The sequence below is a fragment of the Methylophaga sp. OBS1 genome, from assembly GCF_026319365.1.
The window spans coordinates 1,277,596-1,296,938 of sequence record NZ_JAPDMS010000001.1 but is presented as its reverse complement, the minus strand read 5'-3'; the positions used below and the strand labels follow the sequence as shown (position 1 = coordinate 1,296,938).

15 protein-coding genes are annotated in these 19,343 nt (G+C 49.4%); 13 read left to right on the top strand and 2 right to left on the bottom strand.

The window, feature by feature from the left end:
• From OMQ46_RS06270 to OMQ46_RS06210, 13 genes are all read left to right on the top strand, one after another.
• A complete protein-coding gene (locus OMQ46_RS06270; protein ID WP_266234921.1) occupies positions 1-1,572 on the top strand; it encodes a prepilin-type N-terminal cleavage/methylation domain-containing protein in 1,572 nt (523 codons plus the stop codon).
• A gap of 46 nt (positions 1,573-1,618) precedes the next feature.
• Entirely contained in the window at positions 1,619-3,376 is a 1,758-nt protein-coding gene (locus tag OMQ46_RS06265; RefSeq protein ID WP_266234923.1) for a hypothetical protein, read from the top strand.
• Positions 3,373-4,023: a hypothetical protein gene (locus OMQ46_RS06260; RefSeq protein ID WP_266235898.1), complete on the top strand. Its 651-nt coding sequence runs from the start codon at positions 3,373-3,375 to the stop codon at positions 4,021-4,023. The genes OMQ46_RS06265 and OMQ46_RS06260 overlap by 4 nt, the downstream gene beginning before the upstream one ends.
• Positions 4,024-4,035: 12 nt before the next feature.
• Positions 4,036-5,682: a GspE/PulE family protein gene (locus OMQ46_RS06255; RefSeq protein WP_266235896.1), complete on the top strand. Its 1,647-nt coding sequence runs from the start codon at positions 4,036-4,038 to the stop codon at positions 5,680-5,682.
• Between the two features lies 1 nt (position 5,683).
• Entirely contained in the window at positions 5,684-6,898 is a 1,215-nt protein-coding gene (locus OMQ46_RS06250) for a type II secretion system F family protein (protein ID WP_266234928.1), read from the top strand.
• 13 nt (positions 6,899-6,911) lie between these two features.
• Positions 6,912-7,352, top strand: coding sequence for a hypothetical protein (locus tag OMQ46_RS06245; protein ID WP_266234930.1), 441 nt, complete (start codon positions 6,912-6,914; stop codon positions 7,350-7,352).
• Positions 7,353-7,357: 5 nt separating this feature from the next.
• Entirely contained in the window at positions 7,358-9,610 is a 2,253-nt protein-coding gene (locus OMQ46_RS06240) for a DUF3438 family protein (RefSeq protein WP_266234931.1), read from the top strand.
• Entirely contained in the window at positions 9,597-10,715 is a 1,119-nt protein-coding gene (locus OMQ46_RS06235) for a TonB-dependent receptor (protein WP_266234932.1), read from the top strand. Before OMQ46_RS06240 ends, OMQ46_RS06235 begins: the two co-directional genes overlap by 14 nt.
• A gap of 24 nt (positions 10,716-10,739) precedes the next feature.
• Entirely contained in the window at positions 10,740-12,077 is a 1,338-nt protein-coding gene (locus OMQ46_RS06230) for an ATP-binding protein (protein WP_266234934.1), read from the top strand.
• Positions 12,064-12,717, top strand: coding sequence for a response regulator (locus OMQ46_RS06225; protein ID WP_266234936.1), 654 nt, complete (start codon positions 12,064-12,066; stop codon positions 12,715-12,717). Before OMQ46_RS06230 ends, OMQ46_RS06225 begins: the two co-directional genes overlap by 14 nt.
• A gap of 148 nt (positions 12,718-12,865) precedes the next feature.
• Positions 12,866-13,303, top strand: a complete 438-nt coding sequence (locus OMQ46_RS06220; protein ID WP_266234938.1) for an Hsp20/alpha crystallin family protein — start codon at positions 12,866-12,868, stop codon at positions 13,301-13,303.
• Positions 13,304-13,444: 141 nt separating this feature from the next.
• The gene (locus OMQ46_RS06215; protein ID WP_266235894.1) at positions 13,445-15,139 is read left to right on the top strand and encodes an NAD-dependent malic enzyme; all 1,695 of its coding nucleotides are present in this window, start codon (positions 13,445-13,447) and stop codon (positions 15,137-15,139) included.
• Positions 15,140-15,295: 156 nt separating this feature from the next.
• Positions 15,296-15,850, top strand: a complete 555-nt coding sequence (locus tag OMQ46_RS06210; RefSeq protein WP_266234941.1) for a PepSY domain-containing protein — start codon at positions 15,296-15,298, stop codon at positions 15,848-15,850.
• 207 nt (positions 15,851-16,057) lie between these two features.
• On the opposite strand, the gene OMQ46_RS06205 is transcribed toward OMQ46_RS06210, so the two are convergent.
• Together OMQ46_RS06205 and OMQ46_RS06200 are read right to left on the bottom strand one after the other, a co-directional pair.
• Entirely contained in the window at positions 16,058-18,814 is a 2,757-nt protein-coding gene (locus tag OMQ46_RS06205) for a valine--tRNA ligase (RefSeq protein ID WP_266234942.1), read from the bottom strand.
• 99 nt (positions 18,815-18,913) lie between these two features.
• Positions 18,914-19,342: a DNA polymerase III subunit chi gene (locus OMQ46_RS06200; protein ID WP_266234943.1), complete on the bottom strand. Its 429-nt coding sequence runs from the start codon at positions 19,340-19,342 to the stop codon at positions 18,914-18,916.
• Position 19,343: the final 1 nt, after the last annotated feature.

The following is a 19,343-nucleotide window of genomic DNA, read 5'->3' as shown; positions in this document are numbered from 1 at the left end:
GTGACTTCGGCACGTTCTCATTTATCACGCTTGCAGGCGGCAGGGTTCACATTGCTGGAAATGGTCTTGGTACTGTTTCTTGTTGGCTTGCTCGCCTCAGCGGGGCTGTTATTCACTGAAAATGTCGAACAACGGGCTGATTATGAGGAGACGCAAAGGCGAATGGCGGCGATTAAACGTGCCATCATTGGTGACCCGAACCGCACGATTGACAACTCGCCAGAAATCAGCGGATTTATCTCTGATGTTGGGCGTTTACCGCTATGCCTCAAGGAGCTCATTACATTAGGCGAAGTCGTCGATATTGTAGACGGTGTTTATGCCTCTCCCTGTGACGATGATGCAGAAAACAATATCCGAATCTGGCAGCTGAATACTGAAACAGGCAGGGGGAGCGGCTGGCGCGGCCCCTACCTGCAGGGGGAGCAGGAGGATAGTGGTGTCAGCACATTCCGGGATGGTTACAGCAATGTCAGTACCGATCCGGTTGAGGACGATTTGAATTTTGGCTGGCAGCGTTTTGAGGCTGATCCCGTCACCGGCGAAGTGCAAATAGTTAGTAGCGGATTTGATCTAAGTAGTGCCGTTGACGATATCAGTGCCACCTTGACGAACCTGAATGACTACATACTGACGCTTGGAAATTCATGGGGCAATGTGTCGACAATCTTGAATTTTGACTCCTCGCTGACATTCCAGGAGTTCAGACTTAAATTAAGCTTTCCAGTGGGAGGCGCCCCCGAATCATGGCCGGCGACCGAAGCAGAGCGGGAGGTGAGTCGCTCGCTGTCGTCAGTATTCCCAACCTTAAACATTAGCAGTGTCACTAATGCAGAGATAACCGTTCCATTATCGACTGTTGAGAAAATACGATTTTCTGCAGCCATCAATAAGTCAGGAGATGAAATTACGCTTGTGCCCGGCACGGTGATCAGTTACACCACGGAGTCAGCACCACTCCCTGAGGATTATATCGATGAATATAAAGTTGCCAGTTATTGTAATGGTGCCTGCACGATAGAGATTAGCAATCTGGCGGAGCCCGATGGCAATTTTATGGAAGTCACGCCGGGCGCCTCATCAGAGATTCTGGCTTCGACCAATGTGATAACTTTTATTGCAAATAACTTGGCAAAACGCGCCATCAAAGTCCCTGATGGCAGTAGCATTTCCGGTACAACACTGACATTACCCAATACGGCTACAATCAGCCTTCCAGCCAATAGCAGCTCTGTGGTTTCAAATAATACGGTCGTGCTGGGAGGCGATACCATCACGGTATCCGAAGCATTTACATTGGCCAACCGAACTGTGACCACCACAACTTCTGGTGATGTTTTTGCTGTGCCAGCGGGTACTGCATCAAGTGGTAATGATTTAATCATCCCCGCGTCGTTGAGTTTGCCTCTCGGCGTTCATAGCCTGACGGTGGTTTGTGAGAACAATGGGCATGTATACGTTGACGGCACCTGTGATGAAGCTAATTTTTCCAACGCCACTGAGGATGTTGTTGTTATTCCGCGAACAAGTGGTCCTGTTAAGCCAGAACCATTCTTATGGGGCGGGCTCTGATGCGGCACATAAGCAATCAGTTTGACTACTTGAAGACCGAGCTAGAATGAATTTAAAGAATCTGACCGATAAATTAACTTCCCTGCGTCCTAATAATGTCATGGTCTGCGAATGGACTGGCCTGTCTATGCAGGCAGCGGTCTTCAGTAAAGCTGGAAAAAAACTCCAGGTCCAGGCCACCGCATCATCAGACAGTATTGATCCTGCAGTCGCCTTCAGCCAGATTCTGAGCTCGCTTAAAACGCAAGGCTGGCAGGGTAAACATGTCGTCATTCTGACCCCCTCTGTGATTACTGCGATGGTAGAGCTTCCGGTCTCACCGAAAAAACCGAAGCCGGTTAATCAGATGCATGAATTGGTTCGCTGGGAAGTAGAACCCCTATTGATGCAGCATCAACTGCAATGGACGCTCGGACAGTTAATGGAGTCACACGGCATGCTCTCACCGGAGCAGGTGCTGGAAATCAATCAGGCGCAAAAGCTGCAAAAACAGGAAGGCAATAGAAACGAGCGTGGTAATAAACGATTCGGTGAAATGGCGCTTGAGCTGGGTTATGTCACTCGTGAGCAGGCACAGTCCCTGTTTGTGGTACAGGATTGGTTGCGGGGTGAGGACGATGACGTTCAATGTGGCTGGTCAGCCCAGGGTGAGGTGGATGATGCGCCGGGTGTCTGGAATTGGCTGACAACGGCCACGCATCAGTCTGTGATAGATAAGTGGAGTGAGCTCTGCGAAGACTATAAGCTTCATCTTGCCGGTCTGATGCCACTGACAGGAAATAGTGTGGCATTGATCGAGCATGCGGAGAAACACCTGGTTGTACTGGAGACAACAGAATTTATCACTACCTCTGTGCATTTGAAACGCGACCTGATCGTTTCGGTTCAGCATTATGTCAATCGCAGTGCTTCAATGCTGGATGCTTGTCTGGAAGTTTTTCATGCTGAAAACGCTCAGCATCCCGGCGTAGTTCTCGCAGCCCCTCCGGATAGCCTGCCAAGCTTGAGACGAAGTTTGAGTTCTGCGTTGGCAAACGAACCTGATCTGGTGATGTTTGATGAGCGCGATGGACTATCACCAGGCATGTTTGCCGCTGGACGGCTGTTTTTTGGTCTCAAAGGCGCTAAAAAAATCAGTATGGTCAGGCCGGGAGGACCATTGCCACCAACCTGGCACAGACCCGAAACACAGGCTTTAGCGCTAGTTTCAGCCATGCTGCTTTTGATCGTGATCTCTGAGATAACGATGTCTATCCAGCAGGCTTCCATCAGTAAAGAAAAAGCTGAAGTTGATGAACGTGCTGCCGTTCTGGATGCGGCAGTAGATCGCATAAAGAAACAACGTGAAGCGATTGAAAAACAGAAAGCAGAGTTGGAAGAGCAGAAAGAAAACCAACGAAGAATGGAAGCCAGGTTGGAATTTTTTGGTCAGGAACTGCCCGAGAGAGCGCTGCTGGTTCAGGCCATACTCGGTGTGCTTCAAAACAATATTAATGAGCAGATCATCGTTAGTCGGGTTGATGAAATGGGGCGGCGCGCGTCTGTGCAGCCATCAGCGTCACCGCCGAGTAAGCCGGGGGGGATAGAAACTGACAATTTCAACATTGATGCCTGGGCGCTCACAGAAAGTGCGGCGCAGGAATTTGTACAAAACATGAAACTCTCTGTGGCCGCTTGGGATATGGAGGTGAGAGATATTCAGGTCATCGAGAAACCGGGCCCAATGAATCTGTCAGGCTATTCGGTATCGATGAGCCTGGTGCGAGTGGTCTCAGAAACGGAGATTGGGGATACGCAGGCATGAAGTTGAGACAATTCAATAAACGTGAACGTATCCTGGCAGGCACAATCCTGGTTGTCGTAATTCTTGGTGGCTATGGCTTATTGAGGTTTGAGCCACGGCTCGAGACTATTCAAAGTCTTGAACGGCAAAAAGACGCTACGCTTAACCGTCTTGCCAAAATGGAAATTCCTAATGAGCCTCAAGAAGGAATAGACGAAATCAAGCGTGAGCTTGAAGACCAGAAAAAAGCATTGGATGCCATTCGAGAGAGTGCTGGCCAGGTTGAAATGCAACTGGCACCGATAGATTCACAGGAACTGAAGGTGAAGATCTCTGAGCTTGCACGTGACAGTGGTATTCGAATTAGAGTCAATGAGGCACTTCGGGCTCAGCCTATCAGTGGTCGGCGCGGTAATAACGGGGAGGAAGTAATACCGCCGGCAACAGCAGGTTGGATAACACGTATGGCGCCTGGATCAATGTTTCAGCGCCCTTTGCAGCGACTTGAAGTCGATGGCAGTTATCTTGCGTTAAGGCGTTTTATCCATGGTCTGGATGAGCTTCCCTATCAAGTCACCGTGATTCGTCTGAATATTGACAAGCTTGAGATATCGCCTTTCAGAGGTACCTCACAAATGTTGAAAACGGAAATGATTTTAGCGCTCTAAACAAGGACTTTCATGGCTGTCAGAGATGAACAATTAATCAGAGCGGGGGTCGAAACGGGGCTTATAGAAGAGTCAACCGTTGAACAATTGCGTCTGATCGCCAGGCGCGAGCGGGTGCCACTATTATCAAAGTTGCTTGCGCATTACCGTTTACCTCTCTCAGCCATGCATAGAGCCCTGGCAGAAGAGCATGGCCACGATTTTGTTGACTTAACGGATGCCGAGCTGAATGCGACGCTCACCAAGAAGATCCCGTCCAGCCTGATCAACCGCAAACAATTGTTGGTCATGACAGTGGACTCTCGTGACATGCTGGTTGTTAGTGATCCTACAGATCGAATGTCGATCGATTCTGCGTTACGCCTGATAGGCACGACTTTACCTGTAGTGATGAGTGACCCTGAACGCTTGCGACTGGCAATCAGGAAAGTGCTGGCCAACACCGCTGTAGGCCAAGCCAATGAGTCTGCAGCAGTGACTGAAACAGATTTGGTTGCCGTCCTGGATAGTGTTCTCAAGGATGCCTATCTTAATCGGGCATCGGATGTGCATTTAATGACGGAAGAGGATGGCTTACGTGTTCGCTTCCGGGTGGATGGCAAACTAACAGATTATCCCCTTGATGCTGACCAGTCTGTTGCAGCGGGATTGATATCCCGGGTGAAAGTATTGTCTGGACTGGATATTTCAGAGCAGCGGATGCCCCAGGATGGTGGTTTCTCTTATCGACTTGCCTCTCCCGTTGATATGGAATTCAACATTCGTGTGGCGACAGCGCCGACCCGCTTGGGCGAGCGCATTACCATGCGTTTACTCGGTAGTGAAAGCAACAGCCTCACACTGACTGATTTGGGCTTTCTTGAGAATGATTTGATCGAGTTCAAGCAGGCGATACGAAAACCTTACGGCATGATTTTGCTTACGGGGCCTACTGGAAGTGGTAAATCAACCACATTGTGCGCCGCACTGCAGGAAATCAATCATTCCGATATCAATATCATGACGGTGGAGAACCCGATTGAATATGTGATTGACGGTATCTCACAAATTCAGACTGGCCCCAAGATTAATTTTGCCGATGCACTACGGTCTTTGCTTCGTCATGACCCGGATGTGTTGATGGTGGGGGAGATTCGTGACTCTGAAACGGCTGACGTGGCCGTCAAGGCAGCCATGACGGGCCACTTGGTTTTCTCTACATTACATACAAACAATGCCGTGAGCGCTGTGACGCGTCTGGTCGATATTGGCTGCGAACCATTTTTGATTGGTTCAACGATGACGGCGGTGATTGCGCAACGGCTGGTCAGACGCCTCTGTCGCCACTGTGCCAAAAGCCGACCAGCTACGGATGATGAAAAAGTGCTGTTGGGTGTTGAAGATGAGGTCGAAATTTTCGAGCCAGTAGGCTGTGCCGTCTGTCAGGGCCAGGGCTTCAGAGGTCGTTTGGGCCTGTTCGAAACGCTTTGGTTCGACGAGCGTCTGGCAAGAATGGTAGCAAAAGGGGCCGATGAAGAAACACTGGAAGCCAATGCGGGGAAAGCCCTCAAATTTATGTGGGAAGATGGCTGTGAAAAAGTTCTGAGAGGGCTTACCACGCTGGACGAGGTCCGTGATGTGGCTGTTTTCAAACGTCATGATATGGCGGAGATAGCCTGAGATGCCGATGTTTGCTTATCAGGCTTTGAGTCGGACCGGGGAGGAGCTCTCCGGTAAGATGCAGGCGGAAAATACTAATGCTGTGGCCCAGGCACTGCGTACAGAGGGGTTGCGTGTCCTTGATATCAAAGAAAAACGTCGTTCAGGTTTTCTAGGACAGGATAACTTCAGCGATTGGTATGCGACACAACGATCTGCTTCGACTGACGCCTTAATTTTCTTCTACCGGCAAATGGCATTCATGCTCAGAGCAGGTCTGCCACTGGCTGAATGTATCCAATTGGCTGCGACGCAAGTGAGTAGTCCCAGGCTCAACTTTGCGCTCAGGAAAATGCACCGTGATATTGAGGCAGGCCAATCTCTGTCCTCTGCGTTGCGTAAACACCCGGATGTATTCAGTAATATCGCGATTAATCTGGTGGTTGCCGGGGAGAGCACGGGTGAGTTGGATGTGATTATGGACCGGCTTGCGATTCATCTGGAAAAAAAATCACAGCTACGCAAGCAGATGATCAACGCCATGATTTACCCAGTGGTGGTCATATTGGCTGCGATTGGCGTGGCGGTATTCATGGTGACAATGATCATTCCCAAATTTGCACAATTTATTCAGGGGCGTGGTAAACGACTGCCAGAATCAACACAGACTTTAATTGACGGTGCGGCTTTCCTGAGAGAGAACGGGCTGACCATTATCGGCGTGATGATTGCCATAATGATCCTTATTCTGATCACTTATAAAACCTACCCCGGCCGACGCTGGATTGATCGCATCCTGCTCAGCACGCCGGTGTTTGGCAAATTAATTATATACGGGTCAATGTCACAGATGAACTGGGCCTCATCAATTCTGATGCGAAGCGGCATAACAATTTTTGAAACACTCAAGATAACAGCAGATCTCATAGCCAATAAAATCTACTCGGACAAACTAAAGCGGGCATCGGAAAGCGTCATGGCGGGGCGGGATCTGGCCAGTAGTATCCAGCATCCTCAAATGCCATCACTGGTGACACATATGATTGCTATTGGCGAGAGAACAGGTTCATTGGATCGTATCCAGCAGGAACTTGGGATCTACTATCAGAACCTACTTGAAATTGGTATCAAACGTCTGTCTGCCATGCTTGAACCGGCGATGATTCTGATCATCGGCGGTATGGTGGGCTTTGTCTATTATGCCTTTTTTCAGGCGCTTTTTGCCCTTGCAGCCTAGACAGCAGGAAAACATGATGAAACAAGTGATCAAGTTAATTATTTCCGGCCTCATACTCGCCCACTTGGGCGCAATAAGTGCGAACGAAATGCAAGGTGCGAGTAATGATCGAACATTTATCCGTGACCCTTTCACGCCGAGTATTCTGATGTACGAACAGGCGGGGACGGTGGCGAACATTGATAGTGATGCATTCGGATTTCGTCCAGCGCCAGATGATGTTGAGATACAGATTCCTAAAATGCGCCTCAGAGGTTTCATCACACCGGAGGGAGAGCAGGAAGAGCTGGCATTGCTCGAGATCAGCGGCAGCGGTGTTTACATGGTGCGTGAGGGGGATGAAATTAACATTGATCCCAGACAGCCCGCCAATGCCATTCGTATTTCTGAAATTTCCCGACTGAGTATCACCATAGAAACCGGGACACTCGGCCGTATTCGCGTTTTAAGATGAGTTATATGAAATCCACAAGAATAAGTTTTGTACTGGTGAGCATGATCGTTGCTGGTTTGGCCTCAGCTGAAACGCAGAATCAAACGGTGATGAATCAGACTTACATCGCCGAGCGACCACAGGCTATCCCGCCTCGGCCTGTTATCAATAATCCTGACAACACCACGCGTATCAGAGAGGTTGAGTTCACGGGTAGTGCGATCAGTGATGTTGTTCGAACCCTTTCTGAGTTGAGTCGGCAGAATATTATTGCGACGCCGGAAGCAGCGCAGAGACAGGTCACGATTCATCTGAAGGATGTCACGATTCTGGATGCAGTTAAATCAATCAGTCGCATCAGTGATTTGTGGTACCGCTATGATGAAGATACCGATACCTATCGTTTAATGACGCGTGAGCAGTACAGTAAGGATTTGATTGTCAGGGAAAGCGAAAACATCGAGATATTCCGTCTTCTCAATGCCAATGTGCTGGTGATCGCACAAGCTATTGAAGACATTTATGGTCAACGGGTTTTGCTCTCTTATGGTTTGCCACCCGCCTCAAACAGTTTCGGTTCTGGTTTTGGTTCCGGAAACAGCATAGGCTCAGGCTCTCAAAGAGGAAGTTTCGGCAACGTCAGAGGGAACAACCGAAGTGTACGTAACTCAAGTCGAACGAGTCGCTCTAGTGGCAGTTCCCGCGGGCGGAGTGGTATTGGTCGTGATAACCTGACGCAGTCGGGTGCGGTCTTGGATGGCGATGAACTCACTGTCGATCAGATCGAACAGATTGCTTCGGCAATTGAGCAGTCAGGAGCCCGCAATGTCAGTCAAGAGGCGCTGCAGCAGGCTACAGTCCAGTCTCAGCCCATTTATGTGACGGTCAATAATGAGCATAATATGCTTGTTGTGCGATCAGACGACCGAGCAGTGTTGTCTGGCATCAAACAGCTGATAGACCGGATGGATATTCCTGTCCCACAGGTGATGCTGGAAATGCGAATCCTTAACGTGGTTCTTGGCGAAGATATCAATTCAATCTTCAACTTTGAGCTGCAGCCCAGTGGCAGTAATCAGTCACAAAACCCGATTTTGCTTGGCAATAATAACCTGCTGAACTCCGGTACTTTTGTTTATGAGTTTCTCAACAACCGTCTGCGGGCCAACATTCAATTTCTTGAAGAACGAAATCGTATCAAGGTTCTATCCAATCCAATGGTTGTTGCTTCCAATCACAGGCCTGCAGAGTTATTCATCGGTGAGGAAGTTCTGCTGACGGAAGGCTTTGAGTTTTTCCCGGCAGTTATAGATAACGGGATTGTATTGCAACAGGCTTTTGTTGAAGCCCAGATTTCTCGTGAGGATATCGGGATTACCCTGCGCCTTACGCCAAGAATTAACAATGACCAAACGGTTGAATTGTTCATTGAACAGGAAAATTCCACTGTAAATGAAGGGGGTGGCACGATTCCGGTGGGAGATACGGTGACGGGTATTACTAATGTACCGGTTGATACAGTAGACACTGCCAGGCTTACCGGAACGGTAATGGCCAAAAATAATCTGACAGTTGCTGTCGGAGGCTTGATTCGAACCAGCGAAAACCGCAATGAACGGAAAGTCCCCCTATTGGGTGAAATTCCAGTTATTGGGCGATTGTTCACATCCACAATTGAAGGTGAAGAAGAGACCGAGACTGTCCTCTTGATAACTCCGCGAATTATGAATGTGCCTGGAGAAAGCGAGAGCATTCGAAACAACGATAATCTTTTTTACAAGTCGCACAACGCGGGCTACCCGGATCCGGCTGAACCGCCAAACCGTTTCATTGATAAAGAAGATGATGTGAATGCGGAAACAGCCACGGCTGCTGAAACAATGGATTCGGCCAACGCAAGTCGTCAAGAAATCTATATGGAAATGAGTGAATATGCCGCAGACATGATGCGCATCAGTGAAATCGATAGACTCAAGGACCCTCTATACTCGCTGGTTAGGGTGCCACGTGCCCTGCGTGAAGATATTTTCCCTGGTACTCAGTTAGCGGCCAAGCCTCTGGATGCATGGAATAGGGGGGGGATGTATGTCACTGCGGTGCGGGTCCTTAATACAACAAGCGTAGAGCAGCCCGTCAATTATCAAGACATTAATGGTCGTTGGCTTGCCTCGACAGTTGAGAATACTTCGCTGGCACCTCGGGGGCAGGAGGGTGACACGACCTATATGTATCTGATTTCAGCCTTGCCGTTTGAGGAGGTGATGAATGAAACCCGGTAAATGGATGCGCCTATCATTGACCTCATTGCCGGTCCTCTGCGTGTCGTTTTCAGCTTTGGCAGCACCGAAGTTAACCATGCATGTATTTGAGGAAGTGCCTACATCAGAAAATGAAAAACAACTGGCTGAGATTAAATCGACAAGCACTTATCAACCGTCTTCCGTTCCAAACAATAAAGCTAAAGAACCTGAGAGGTTAAAATTACACGTCTATGACAGACGTCCCGAGAAAAAAGTGCCGCCATTGACCTATGATTATGCGGACATTTATATCAAAACGGGGTATCGCCGAGATGACCTTCAGTGGAGTATCGCGGGTTTAGGGGGACAGCCGAATATTTTATCGGAGCTCACATGGCAGGATCTGGAAATTGCAACTATTAATCTGGGCGCTAATTTATATCTGAAAAATAACTGGTTCGTGAACGGTGACCTAGTCTGGGGTGAAATCTTTGATGGTAAAAATCAGGATTCCGATTATTTAGGAAACAACCGTACATTGGAATTCTCTCGTTCCAACAATGGGGCAGATGAAGGCAATATTCTCGATATCTCTTTGGCTGCTGGGCATCGCTTTGCCTGGCCTTTAAACCAGGCTAATACTTCAAGTTTTGAATTAAGGCCAAAACTAGGGCTCGCCTATCACAGCCAGAATCTCAAAACAGTTGATGGTTATCAAACCATACCAGCAAACGGGCCCTTTGAAGGGCTGGACTCGAGTTACGACACTACCTGGTTTGGTCCTTGGGTGGGGCTGGAGACGATTTTTATCAAAGAAAATCGCTTTAGCCTTGGGCTGAATCTTGAGTATCACTACTTTGAGTACGATGCGGAAGCTCAATGGAACTTAAGGACGGATTTTGCACAGCCTGTTAGCTTTGAACATGAGGCAGAAGGCACTGGATGGGTGGCTGGAATCAACAGCAAGTGGTCTGTTTCACCTGCACTTGCAGTCACTTTGGATTTTGAATATAAAAACTGGCTTGCGGACAGAGATGGCGTTGATACAACTTATTTCTCTAACGGTAATGAAGTCAGCATTAAACTCAACGAGGTCGATTGGGAAAGCTATGGGTTCAGCCTGGGGCTAAATTATGATTTTTGATCCAGCAACATACCTGATTCAGCTATGAGCTTGCGAGGGCTGATCAACGCCAGGATTGTGCTGTCTGTTGTCTTGATTCTCATTATTGGCGGCCTGATGGCCATCTGGCAGGCGCGTCAGTCGGTTCAGAAAGAGATCAATTCCTCTTTTAACCTGGCCCTCCAGATGATTGATCTGAGCTTCAAATATCCAGCCAATCGTGCGATTACTGAACAGCACTGGATGCGTCAGCTCAGTGCTATTCAGAAAACCCGTCATATACATATCAGTCTGGTGAATGATGACGGCAGTGAAAGTGAATGGCTCGCGGGAAAGAGAGTGTCTGACGAGGAGGATATGCCACCGGCCTGGTTCAAAATGGCGGTCACTTCCGACGCACCCTCTGCGAGCTATGATATTCAATTGCTGGATGGTCGAACAAAAACCATTCTTATCCGCGCTGATCCTATCGATGAAATCGCCGAAGCCTGGGGTGAGTCGGTCGCTTTTTTCTGGTCGATAGTATTGATGATGATGGTCATTTTTGTCGCCATTAATATCGTTTTTCAATCGATGCTTAAGAGTGTCCATGCGATTCTGGCGGGTTTGCGTCGTGTTGAGAGTGGTGAATACAGTAAAAAATTACCGCATTTCAAAATCAGTGAATTCGATGCCATAGCTACAGAAGTGAATAACCTGACGGAGGCCCTGAATATTGCCAGACAGAATAACCAGGCGCTGGCCCGACATACGATGCACATTCAGGAGAATGAACGGCAGACTATGTCGCGCGAACTGCATGACGAAATGGGCCAATCGCTGACCGCTGTTAAGGCGATGGCTGTTGCAAGCAAGCAGCCGAAAGCGAAGATCAATGAGATTGCGGACTCTATCATTGGTATCTGTAACCATCTTTCAGTGGTCGTGCGTTCGATGATGCGTACCCTGCACCCGCTCAGCCTCAGTGATTTGGGGCTCGCAGCGACTTTGACAGACCTGGTCACCGAATGGCAACGGCGATATCCTGCGCTGGAAATTGATTTAACTTATGATGAGGCTGTGAACTGGCTTGATGATGAAGTAGGCATCCATGTCTACCGCATCGTTCAGGAGTGTCTGACTAATGTGGTCCGTCATGCTCAGGCATCCAAAGCAACGGTGACGGTCAGACGACATATCATCAAAGGTAAAGAGCAGGTCGTTATCAGAGTCGAGGATGATGGGATTGGCGGCTCAACGGAAGGAGAAGGCTTTGGTGTGCTGGGTATGCGCGAGCGGGTTGAGAGCATGGGCGGCCAGTTTGCATTCGAATCCATCCCCGGTCAGGGAGTCAGAGTCAGGGCCTGGATGCCATTCATAGAGAGAGAGAATGACGAACAATAACATCAGTGTTTTATTAGTCGATGACCATGAAGTCGTTCGCGCTGGATTTCGTATTTTGTTATCAGCACAACCCTTTATCGGCGATATCATGGATGTGAACCGGGGTGAACTGGTTGGACAGGAATATGAAAGGCTACAGCCCGATGTGGTGGTGATGGATTTATCGATGCCGGGTATCGGCGGCCTGGAGACGATTCGGCGTCTGCATAAGCAGGATCCTAAAGCGGTAGTGCTGGTTTACAGCATCCATGACGAGGCCATTTATGTTGAAAGGGCACTTCAGGCCGGTGCCAGAGGCTATGTCAGTAAAAACAGCGCAGCTGAAGTCCTTGCTGAAGCGGTCAAGGCCGTGGCAGAGGGAAAACAGTATGTGGAGGAGAAGCTGCTACCTGAAATCGATGATGTGCGTCATATGGATATTGAGCATTACCGCGAAGTCGTCGATTTATTATCACCGCGCGAGTTTGATGTGTTCTGTCGGCTGGCTAAAGGCATGACCGCGCACGAAGCAGCGAATGATCTCCACCTTGGCTATAAAACGGTGGCTAACTACAACACCCAGATTAAGAGCAAGCTGAAGGTGAACACAGCGGCGGAACTTGCCAATATTGCCGTGGTGCTGGGGCTGATTAAGCCCTGAGTCAAAATCTAAGTGACTGATATTGATGCCGATCAATATCAATAAAAAAATCTTGATAAACCTCTTGAAAAGCCTCACTGGTGGACACATTATTTTAGTCAGAAAGACATGTCTCTCTGATTAACTTGATGTTTTTTGGAGGTTTATTATGGCAATTCAACGTTACAGACCCCTTAGCCTGCTGGATGAACTGCAGCGGGAAATGAATTCATTGTTTCAGACGCCGACCACAGAGAGCAGCTTTAACAGTGAAGAGTGGAGCCCGGCCGTGGATATCAGTGAAGATCAGGATAAATTCACGATTCATGCGGATCTGCCCGGTGTGAAATCCGAAGACATTGAAGTCACCGCTGAAAACGGCATCCTGACGATTAAAGGTGAGCGCCAGGGGCATAAGGAGGAAGAAAAGGATAACTACCGCCGCGTGGAACGATTCAGTGGCAGTTTTATCAGACGTTTTACCCTGCCGGAAAGAGCTGATCTCGACAATATTGCGGCCAAGACCCGTGATGGTGTGCTCGAACTGACTATTCCCAAGTCAGTGGAGGCCAAACCCCGCCGTATCGAGGTCAAAGTCGATCAGTAAATATTAAAAGCCCGGTATCAATCCTGTGCCGGGCTTTTCTTTATTAATCGCAGTTCCCGGAACCAATGACAGGTTTGCTTTTCCTGCGTGCTCACGGTTTATACTGGCCTTGAGGCGAGGCACTAACAGGGAGCAAGTCCAATGACAGATCAGCGTAAAGAGGAACCTGTCTACATTCCGCATGCCGGCACAGCGCTTTTGGGCACATCGCTGCTCAATAAAGGCACGGCATTCAGCGAGCAGGAGCGACGCGATTTCAACCTGACCGGACTGATTCCGCATCACTTTGAATCAATAGAAGAACAGGCCGAACGCGCCTATCTGCAATATGCCAGCTTTGACTCGGCCATTAATAAACACATCTACCTGCGTATGGTGCAGGATACCAACGAAACCCTGTTTTATTATCTGCTGGAACAACATCTGCAGGAAATGATGCCGGTGATTTACACGCCGACTGTGGGCGAGGCCTGCGAGAAGTTTTCACAAATCTACCGTCGTGCCCGCGGTCTCTTTATTGCCTATCCTGACCGTTATCGCATTGATGAAATTCTACATAACGCCACCAAACGCCATGTCAAAGTGATTGTGGTTACCGATGGCAGCCGCATACTGGGCCTTGGCGATCAGGGCGTCGGTGGCATGGGGATTCCGATTGGTAAATTGTCTTTATATACGGCCTGTGCCGGTATCAGCCCGGCTTATACATTGCCAGTGATGCTGGATGTCGGTACTGATAACGACACCTTGCTCGACAATCCGATGTATATCGGCTGGCCGCATCACCGGATTGATGATGAACAATATGATGAATTCATCGAACTGTTTATCGATGCTGTAGAACGTCGCTGGCCTGGTGTTTTAATCCAGTTTGAAGACTTCGAACAGCGCAAGGCGTTGCCGCTGCTGGAGCGCTATCAGGACCAAATCTGCTGCTTTAATGATGATATTCAGGGCACGGCATCCATCACAGTGGGCTCCCTGCTGGCAGCCTGTCGTTTTAAACAGCAGAAACTCTCGGAGCAGCGCATCGTATTCGCCGGCGGCGGATCAGCCGGTTGCGGCATTGCCGAGCAGTTGGTCGCTCAGATGTGTCGTGAAGGACTGACCGAGGAAGCGGCAAGAACCCGGATTTATATGGTGGATAAAGCCGGGCTGCTGACTAAATCAATGTCCGGGCTTTATGATGCGCAAGCTCGACTGGCGCAGTACGACAATGCAATCAGCAACTGGTCAGTAACGTCTGATTTTATCAGCCTTGAACAGGTCGTTGAGCAGGCCAGACCGACCATTCTGATTGGTGTTTCGGGGCAGCCGGGATTGTTTACCGAATCGCTGATTAAAACCATGCAGCAACATTGTGAGATGCCGGTGATTTTTCCCTTGAGTAATCCCTCAAGTCGCGTTGAGGCGTTGCCGGCAGATTTGATTCGCTGGACCGGTGGCAAGGCCATCATTGCGACCGGCAGTCCTTTTGACCCTGTGGAATTTGAAGGCAGGGAGTTTGTGATATCTCAATGCAATAACAGCTATATTTTCCCCGGTATCGGCCTTGCTGTGGTAGCGGGCGGGATTTCGCGGGTCACTAAGGAGATGATGATGGTGGCGAGTGAAGTGCTGGCTAATAACTCGCCTTTATCAACGGATAACAGCAGTGCCTTATTACCCCCACTCAGCAGCGTACGTGAGTTGAGTCAGGCGATCGCCTTTGCGGTCATTCGTATCGCACAGGAGCAGGACCTGGCGGCCCAGTCAGATGAACAGAGCGTGCAGGAAGCGATTGAGAACACTGTCTGGAACGCGCAGTATCGTCAATATAGAAGAGTCAGTATTTAGCAAAACTTTTCTTGTTACCACTTGTCATGTTGGATGGGTATAGGAAAAATTCCTAAAATTAATAATGGCTGTTATACTGTACTCACAAGTTTGATCATTGCTCTTGTGGGTAGAGATTGATCGTTTTGGATCTTTCATCTCAAAAAGGAGCTTTACATGACAACTTCTGTTCTGAAAATTATTCCTGCCGCTCTGGCTTTATCTCTCTCTTCTACTGCTTTTGCCGCAGATGACAACTACGATCTGGATGATATTCGTAACTGGAATATCGTCAAAATCGAAACCTGTCTTGATGCCGCACTGGATACCATTCCCGGTAATGCCCGTAAAGTTGAACTGAAAATGGAAGGCGATGATCCGGTTTATGAGTTCGATATTGAAGCAGACGCCGACGGCAACACTTATAACGTTGAATGCAATGCCGAGGAAGGTTTTATTACTGAAATCGAGCGTGAAGTCGATGCTAACGATCCGGCATTCAAGAAACTGGCAAAAATCTCACAAGCTGAAGCGCGTGAGACTGCGCTGATGTTCCATCCGGGTGAAGTCGTCGCCTCTGAAATGGAAGTCGGTTTCGATGGTGACGCCACTTATGAGTTCGATATTCAGAGCGTGCATGGCTATGAAGTCAAAGTCGATGTCGATGCCACCACCGGTGAAATCGAAGAGGCGAATATCGAGCTTTATGAAATCGGTATGGAAAAAGAATAAGCCTTTTTCTGATTGCGACAAAAAAGCCGCTGAAAATTCAGCGGCTTTTTTTTGCCTTTTACTGTGAGCCGCAGTGGAAGCAATTGATAGCTCCAGCCGTGGAGATGTTTCGGCTTCGCTCAACATGACATTTAGCCAATTGTGCCAATAGCCCCTTGATAAAGCAGAGGCCTCTTATACGAGGCCAATGACTGTCCAGTCCAGCCTTTAAGCCCCCAACGCGGCTAACTGCTGTTCCAATTGCTGATAAGCCTGCTGCATTTCTCCCAGCTTTTCGCGCTCTTTGGCCACGACTTCTGCCGGTGCTTTAGCGACATAGTTTTCATTGGCCAGCTTACCGGAAGATTGCTTGATGACCTTGTCGAGCTTGCTCATTTCCTTGTTCAGACGGGTAATCTCGGCGTCTTTATCGATCAGGCCTTCCAGCGGGATCAGGATTTCCATTTTGCCCACCAGCGCGGTGGCAGCGGCCGGTGCTTCACCATCCAGTAAGTCAATGGATTCCAGGTTGGCAAGCCTGCTCAGGAAGTTACGGTTGTTCTCCAGTCGGATCTTATCCTCAGCCTGAGCATCTTTGAGCAATACCGGCAGTTGTTTTTTCGGTGCGATATTCATCTGCGAGCGAATTGAACGCACACCGGTGATAAACTGCATCACCCATTCCATCTCGGCAACGGCAGCTTCATCGATCTTATTGTCATCAGCAACGGGGTAGGGCTGACGCATAATCGATTCACCTTTGACTCCGGCCAGAGGTGCAATAGTCTGCCAGATTTCCTCGGTGATAAATGGCATAAATGGATGTGTCAGACGCAAGGTCGCTTCCAGCACCCGGACCAATGTGCGACGGGTACCGCGTTTGGCTGCTTCTGATGCGGTGTCAGAAGTCAGTACCGGCTTTGACAGTTCCAGGTACCAGTCGCAGTAGTGATTCCAGATAAACTCGTATATGCCCTGCGCAGCCAGGTCAAAACGATAGCTGTCCAGCGCTCGGGTGATGTCTTTCTCCGTGCTTTGCAGCTTGGAGATAATCCAGCGATCGGCCAGACTCAGTTCGACATCACTGTTATCAATGCCGGTGTCCTGATCTTCGGTGTTAATCAAAACGTAACGCGCGGCATTCCACAACTTGTTACAGAAATTGCGGTAACCGGCAATCCGGTTCATATCGAAGTTGATATCACGGCCGGTGGAGGCGAGCGAGGCAAAAGTGAAGCGCAGGGCATCAGTACCGTGTGGCGCAATGCCGTCCGGGAATTCCTTGCGGGTCGCTTTTTCAATCTTGGCGGCAAGTTGCGGCTGCATCATGCCACTGGTGCGTTTGGCAACCAGACTTTCCAGATCGATACCATCGATAATATCGATAGGATCCAGGACATTACCCTTGGATTTCGACATTTTCTGACCATAGGCATCACGTACCAGACCATGGATATAGATTTCCCTGAACGGCACATCATCCATAAAGTGCAGGCCCATCATCATCATCCGGGCGACCCAGAAGAAGATAATGTCAAAACCGGTAACCAGGACGCTGGTCGGGTACCAGGTTCTCAGCGCATCGGTATTGTCGGGCCAGCCCAGCGTGGAGAATGGCCACAAGGCGGAAGAGAACCAGGTGTCGAGCACGTCTTCATCCTGATTCAGTTCAATGTCATCAGCAAGCTTGTGCTTGTGACGTACATCGGCTTCATCATGCCCAACATAGACATGACCGTTGTTGTCATACCAGGCCGGGATGCGGTGTCCCCACCAGATTTGACGTGAGATACACCAGTCCTGGATGCCATCCATCCAGTTGAAGAAGGTTTTATCCCAGTTGCCGGGGACGAATTTGACCTTGCCTTCTTTCACGGCTTTGACTGCGGGCTCGGCCAGTACGTCAGCTTTGACATACCACTGGTCGGTTAGGAAGGGTTCAATGACTGCACCGCTGCGGTCACCGCGGGGCACCATCAGTTTATGATCCTGAATGCTTTCCAGCAGACCCAGTTCTTTCAGGTCATGCACAATCACATCCCGGGCTTCGTAACGATCCTGCCCCCGGTATTTTTCCGGTGCATTATCGTTGATGGCAGCATCAGCGGTCAGGATATTGATCTGCTCCAGATTATGTCGCTGGCCCATTTCGTAGTCATTGAAATCATGGGCCGGGGTAATTTTTACGCAACCGGTACCGAACTCACGGTCGACATAATCATCGGCAATGATCGGGATTTCTCTGCCCACCAGCGGCAGGGTGATGGTTTTGCCAATCAGGTCCTGATAGCGTTCATCTTCAGGATGGACTGCCACCGCGGTATCGCCAAGCATAGTTTCAGGGCGGGTGGTGGCGACTACCAGATGGCCACTGCCATCTGTTAGGGGATAGCGGAAATGCCAGAGGTGACCGGATTCTTCCTCTGACAATACTTCCAGATCAGAGACAGCGGTATGCAATACCGGATCCCAGTTCACCAGGCGCTTGCCCCGATAGATGAGACCTTCATCATAAAGCCGCACAAAGACCTGTTTCACTGCTTCGGACAGCTCATCGTCCATTGTGAAGCGGTTACGTGACCAGTCCAGCGAAGAGCCCAGGCGGCGAAGCTGGCGGGTAATATTACCGCCCGATTCTTCTTTCCATTCCCAGATCCGTTCGATGAATTTGTCCCGGCCCAGATCATGGCGGGTTTTGTCCTGAGCATTCAGTTGACGCTCAACTACCATCTGGGTTGCGATACCGGCATGGTCAGTACCCGGTTGCCACAGGGTGTTATGGCCTTTCATGCGGTGATAGCGGGTCAGCGTATCCATGATGGTATTGTTGAAACCATGGCCCATATGCAGGCTGCCGGTGACATTGGGTGGTGGCAGCATGATGCAGTAAGGGTCACCTTCACCGGTCGGTTTGAATTCCCCGGCCTGTTCCCATTGCTGATACCAGCGTTCTTCAATCGCGTCAGGACTGTATGTTTTTTCCATCTTGTTCTTGTTCAGATCTAAGTCGTTAAAGTAGCAGGGCATTATACCTGCTGAGGCAGGTCGCGGTCAGCCGCAATCGGAAATTGGTCTGCAGGAAAATTAAATGTGGAAGGTATCGAGTTCGTAGCCACGCTGTTTGTAGAACTGAAAACGTTCTCGCCCCGCCTGTTTCACCGGGGCATTATCGTCGATAATCTCAGCCACCCGTTCAAACTGACTGAAAAACAGCGGTTGCTGATCGGTGAGGTTGATTAATACATCCATCAGTCGGGGCGGGCTGGTTTCAGCGTGGCCGATGAGCACCGGGCTGGCATTATCACTGCCTGAACTTACCTGTTCATGAGGAACGAAACTATCCGGGCGGATAGCCCATAATGCCTCGTCCAGCGCGGCACTCTGGCTGGCATTTTCGGTGTGGATGTAGACTTGCTGACCCTGATGATAAATCTTTTCAGCCAGGCGGCAGGCAAAGGCCTGCCGCTGTTCCGGCTCAATTGACTTCAGCACGTAAAAGCTGACTCGGGTCATA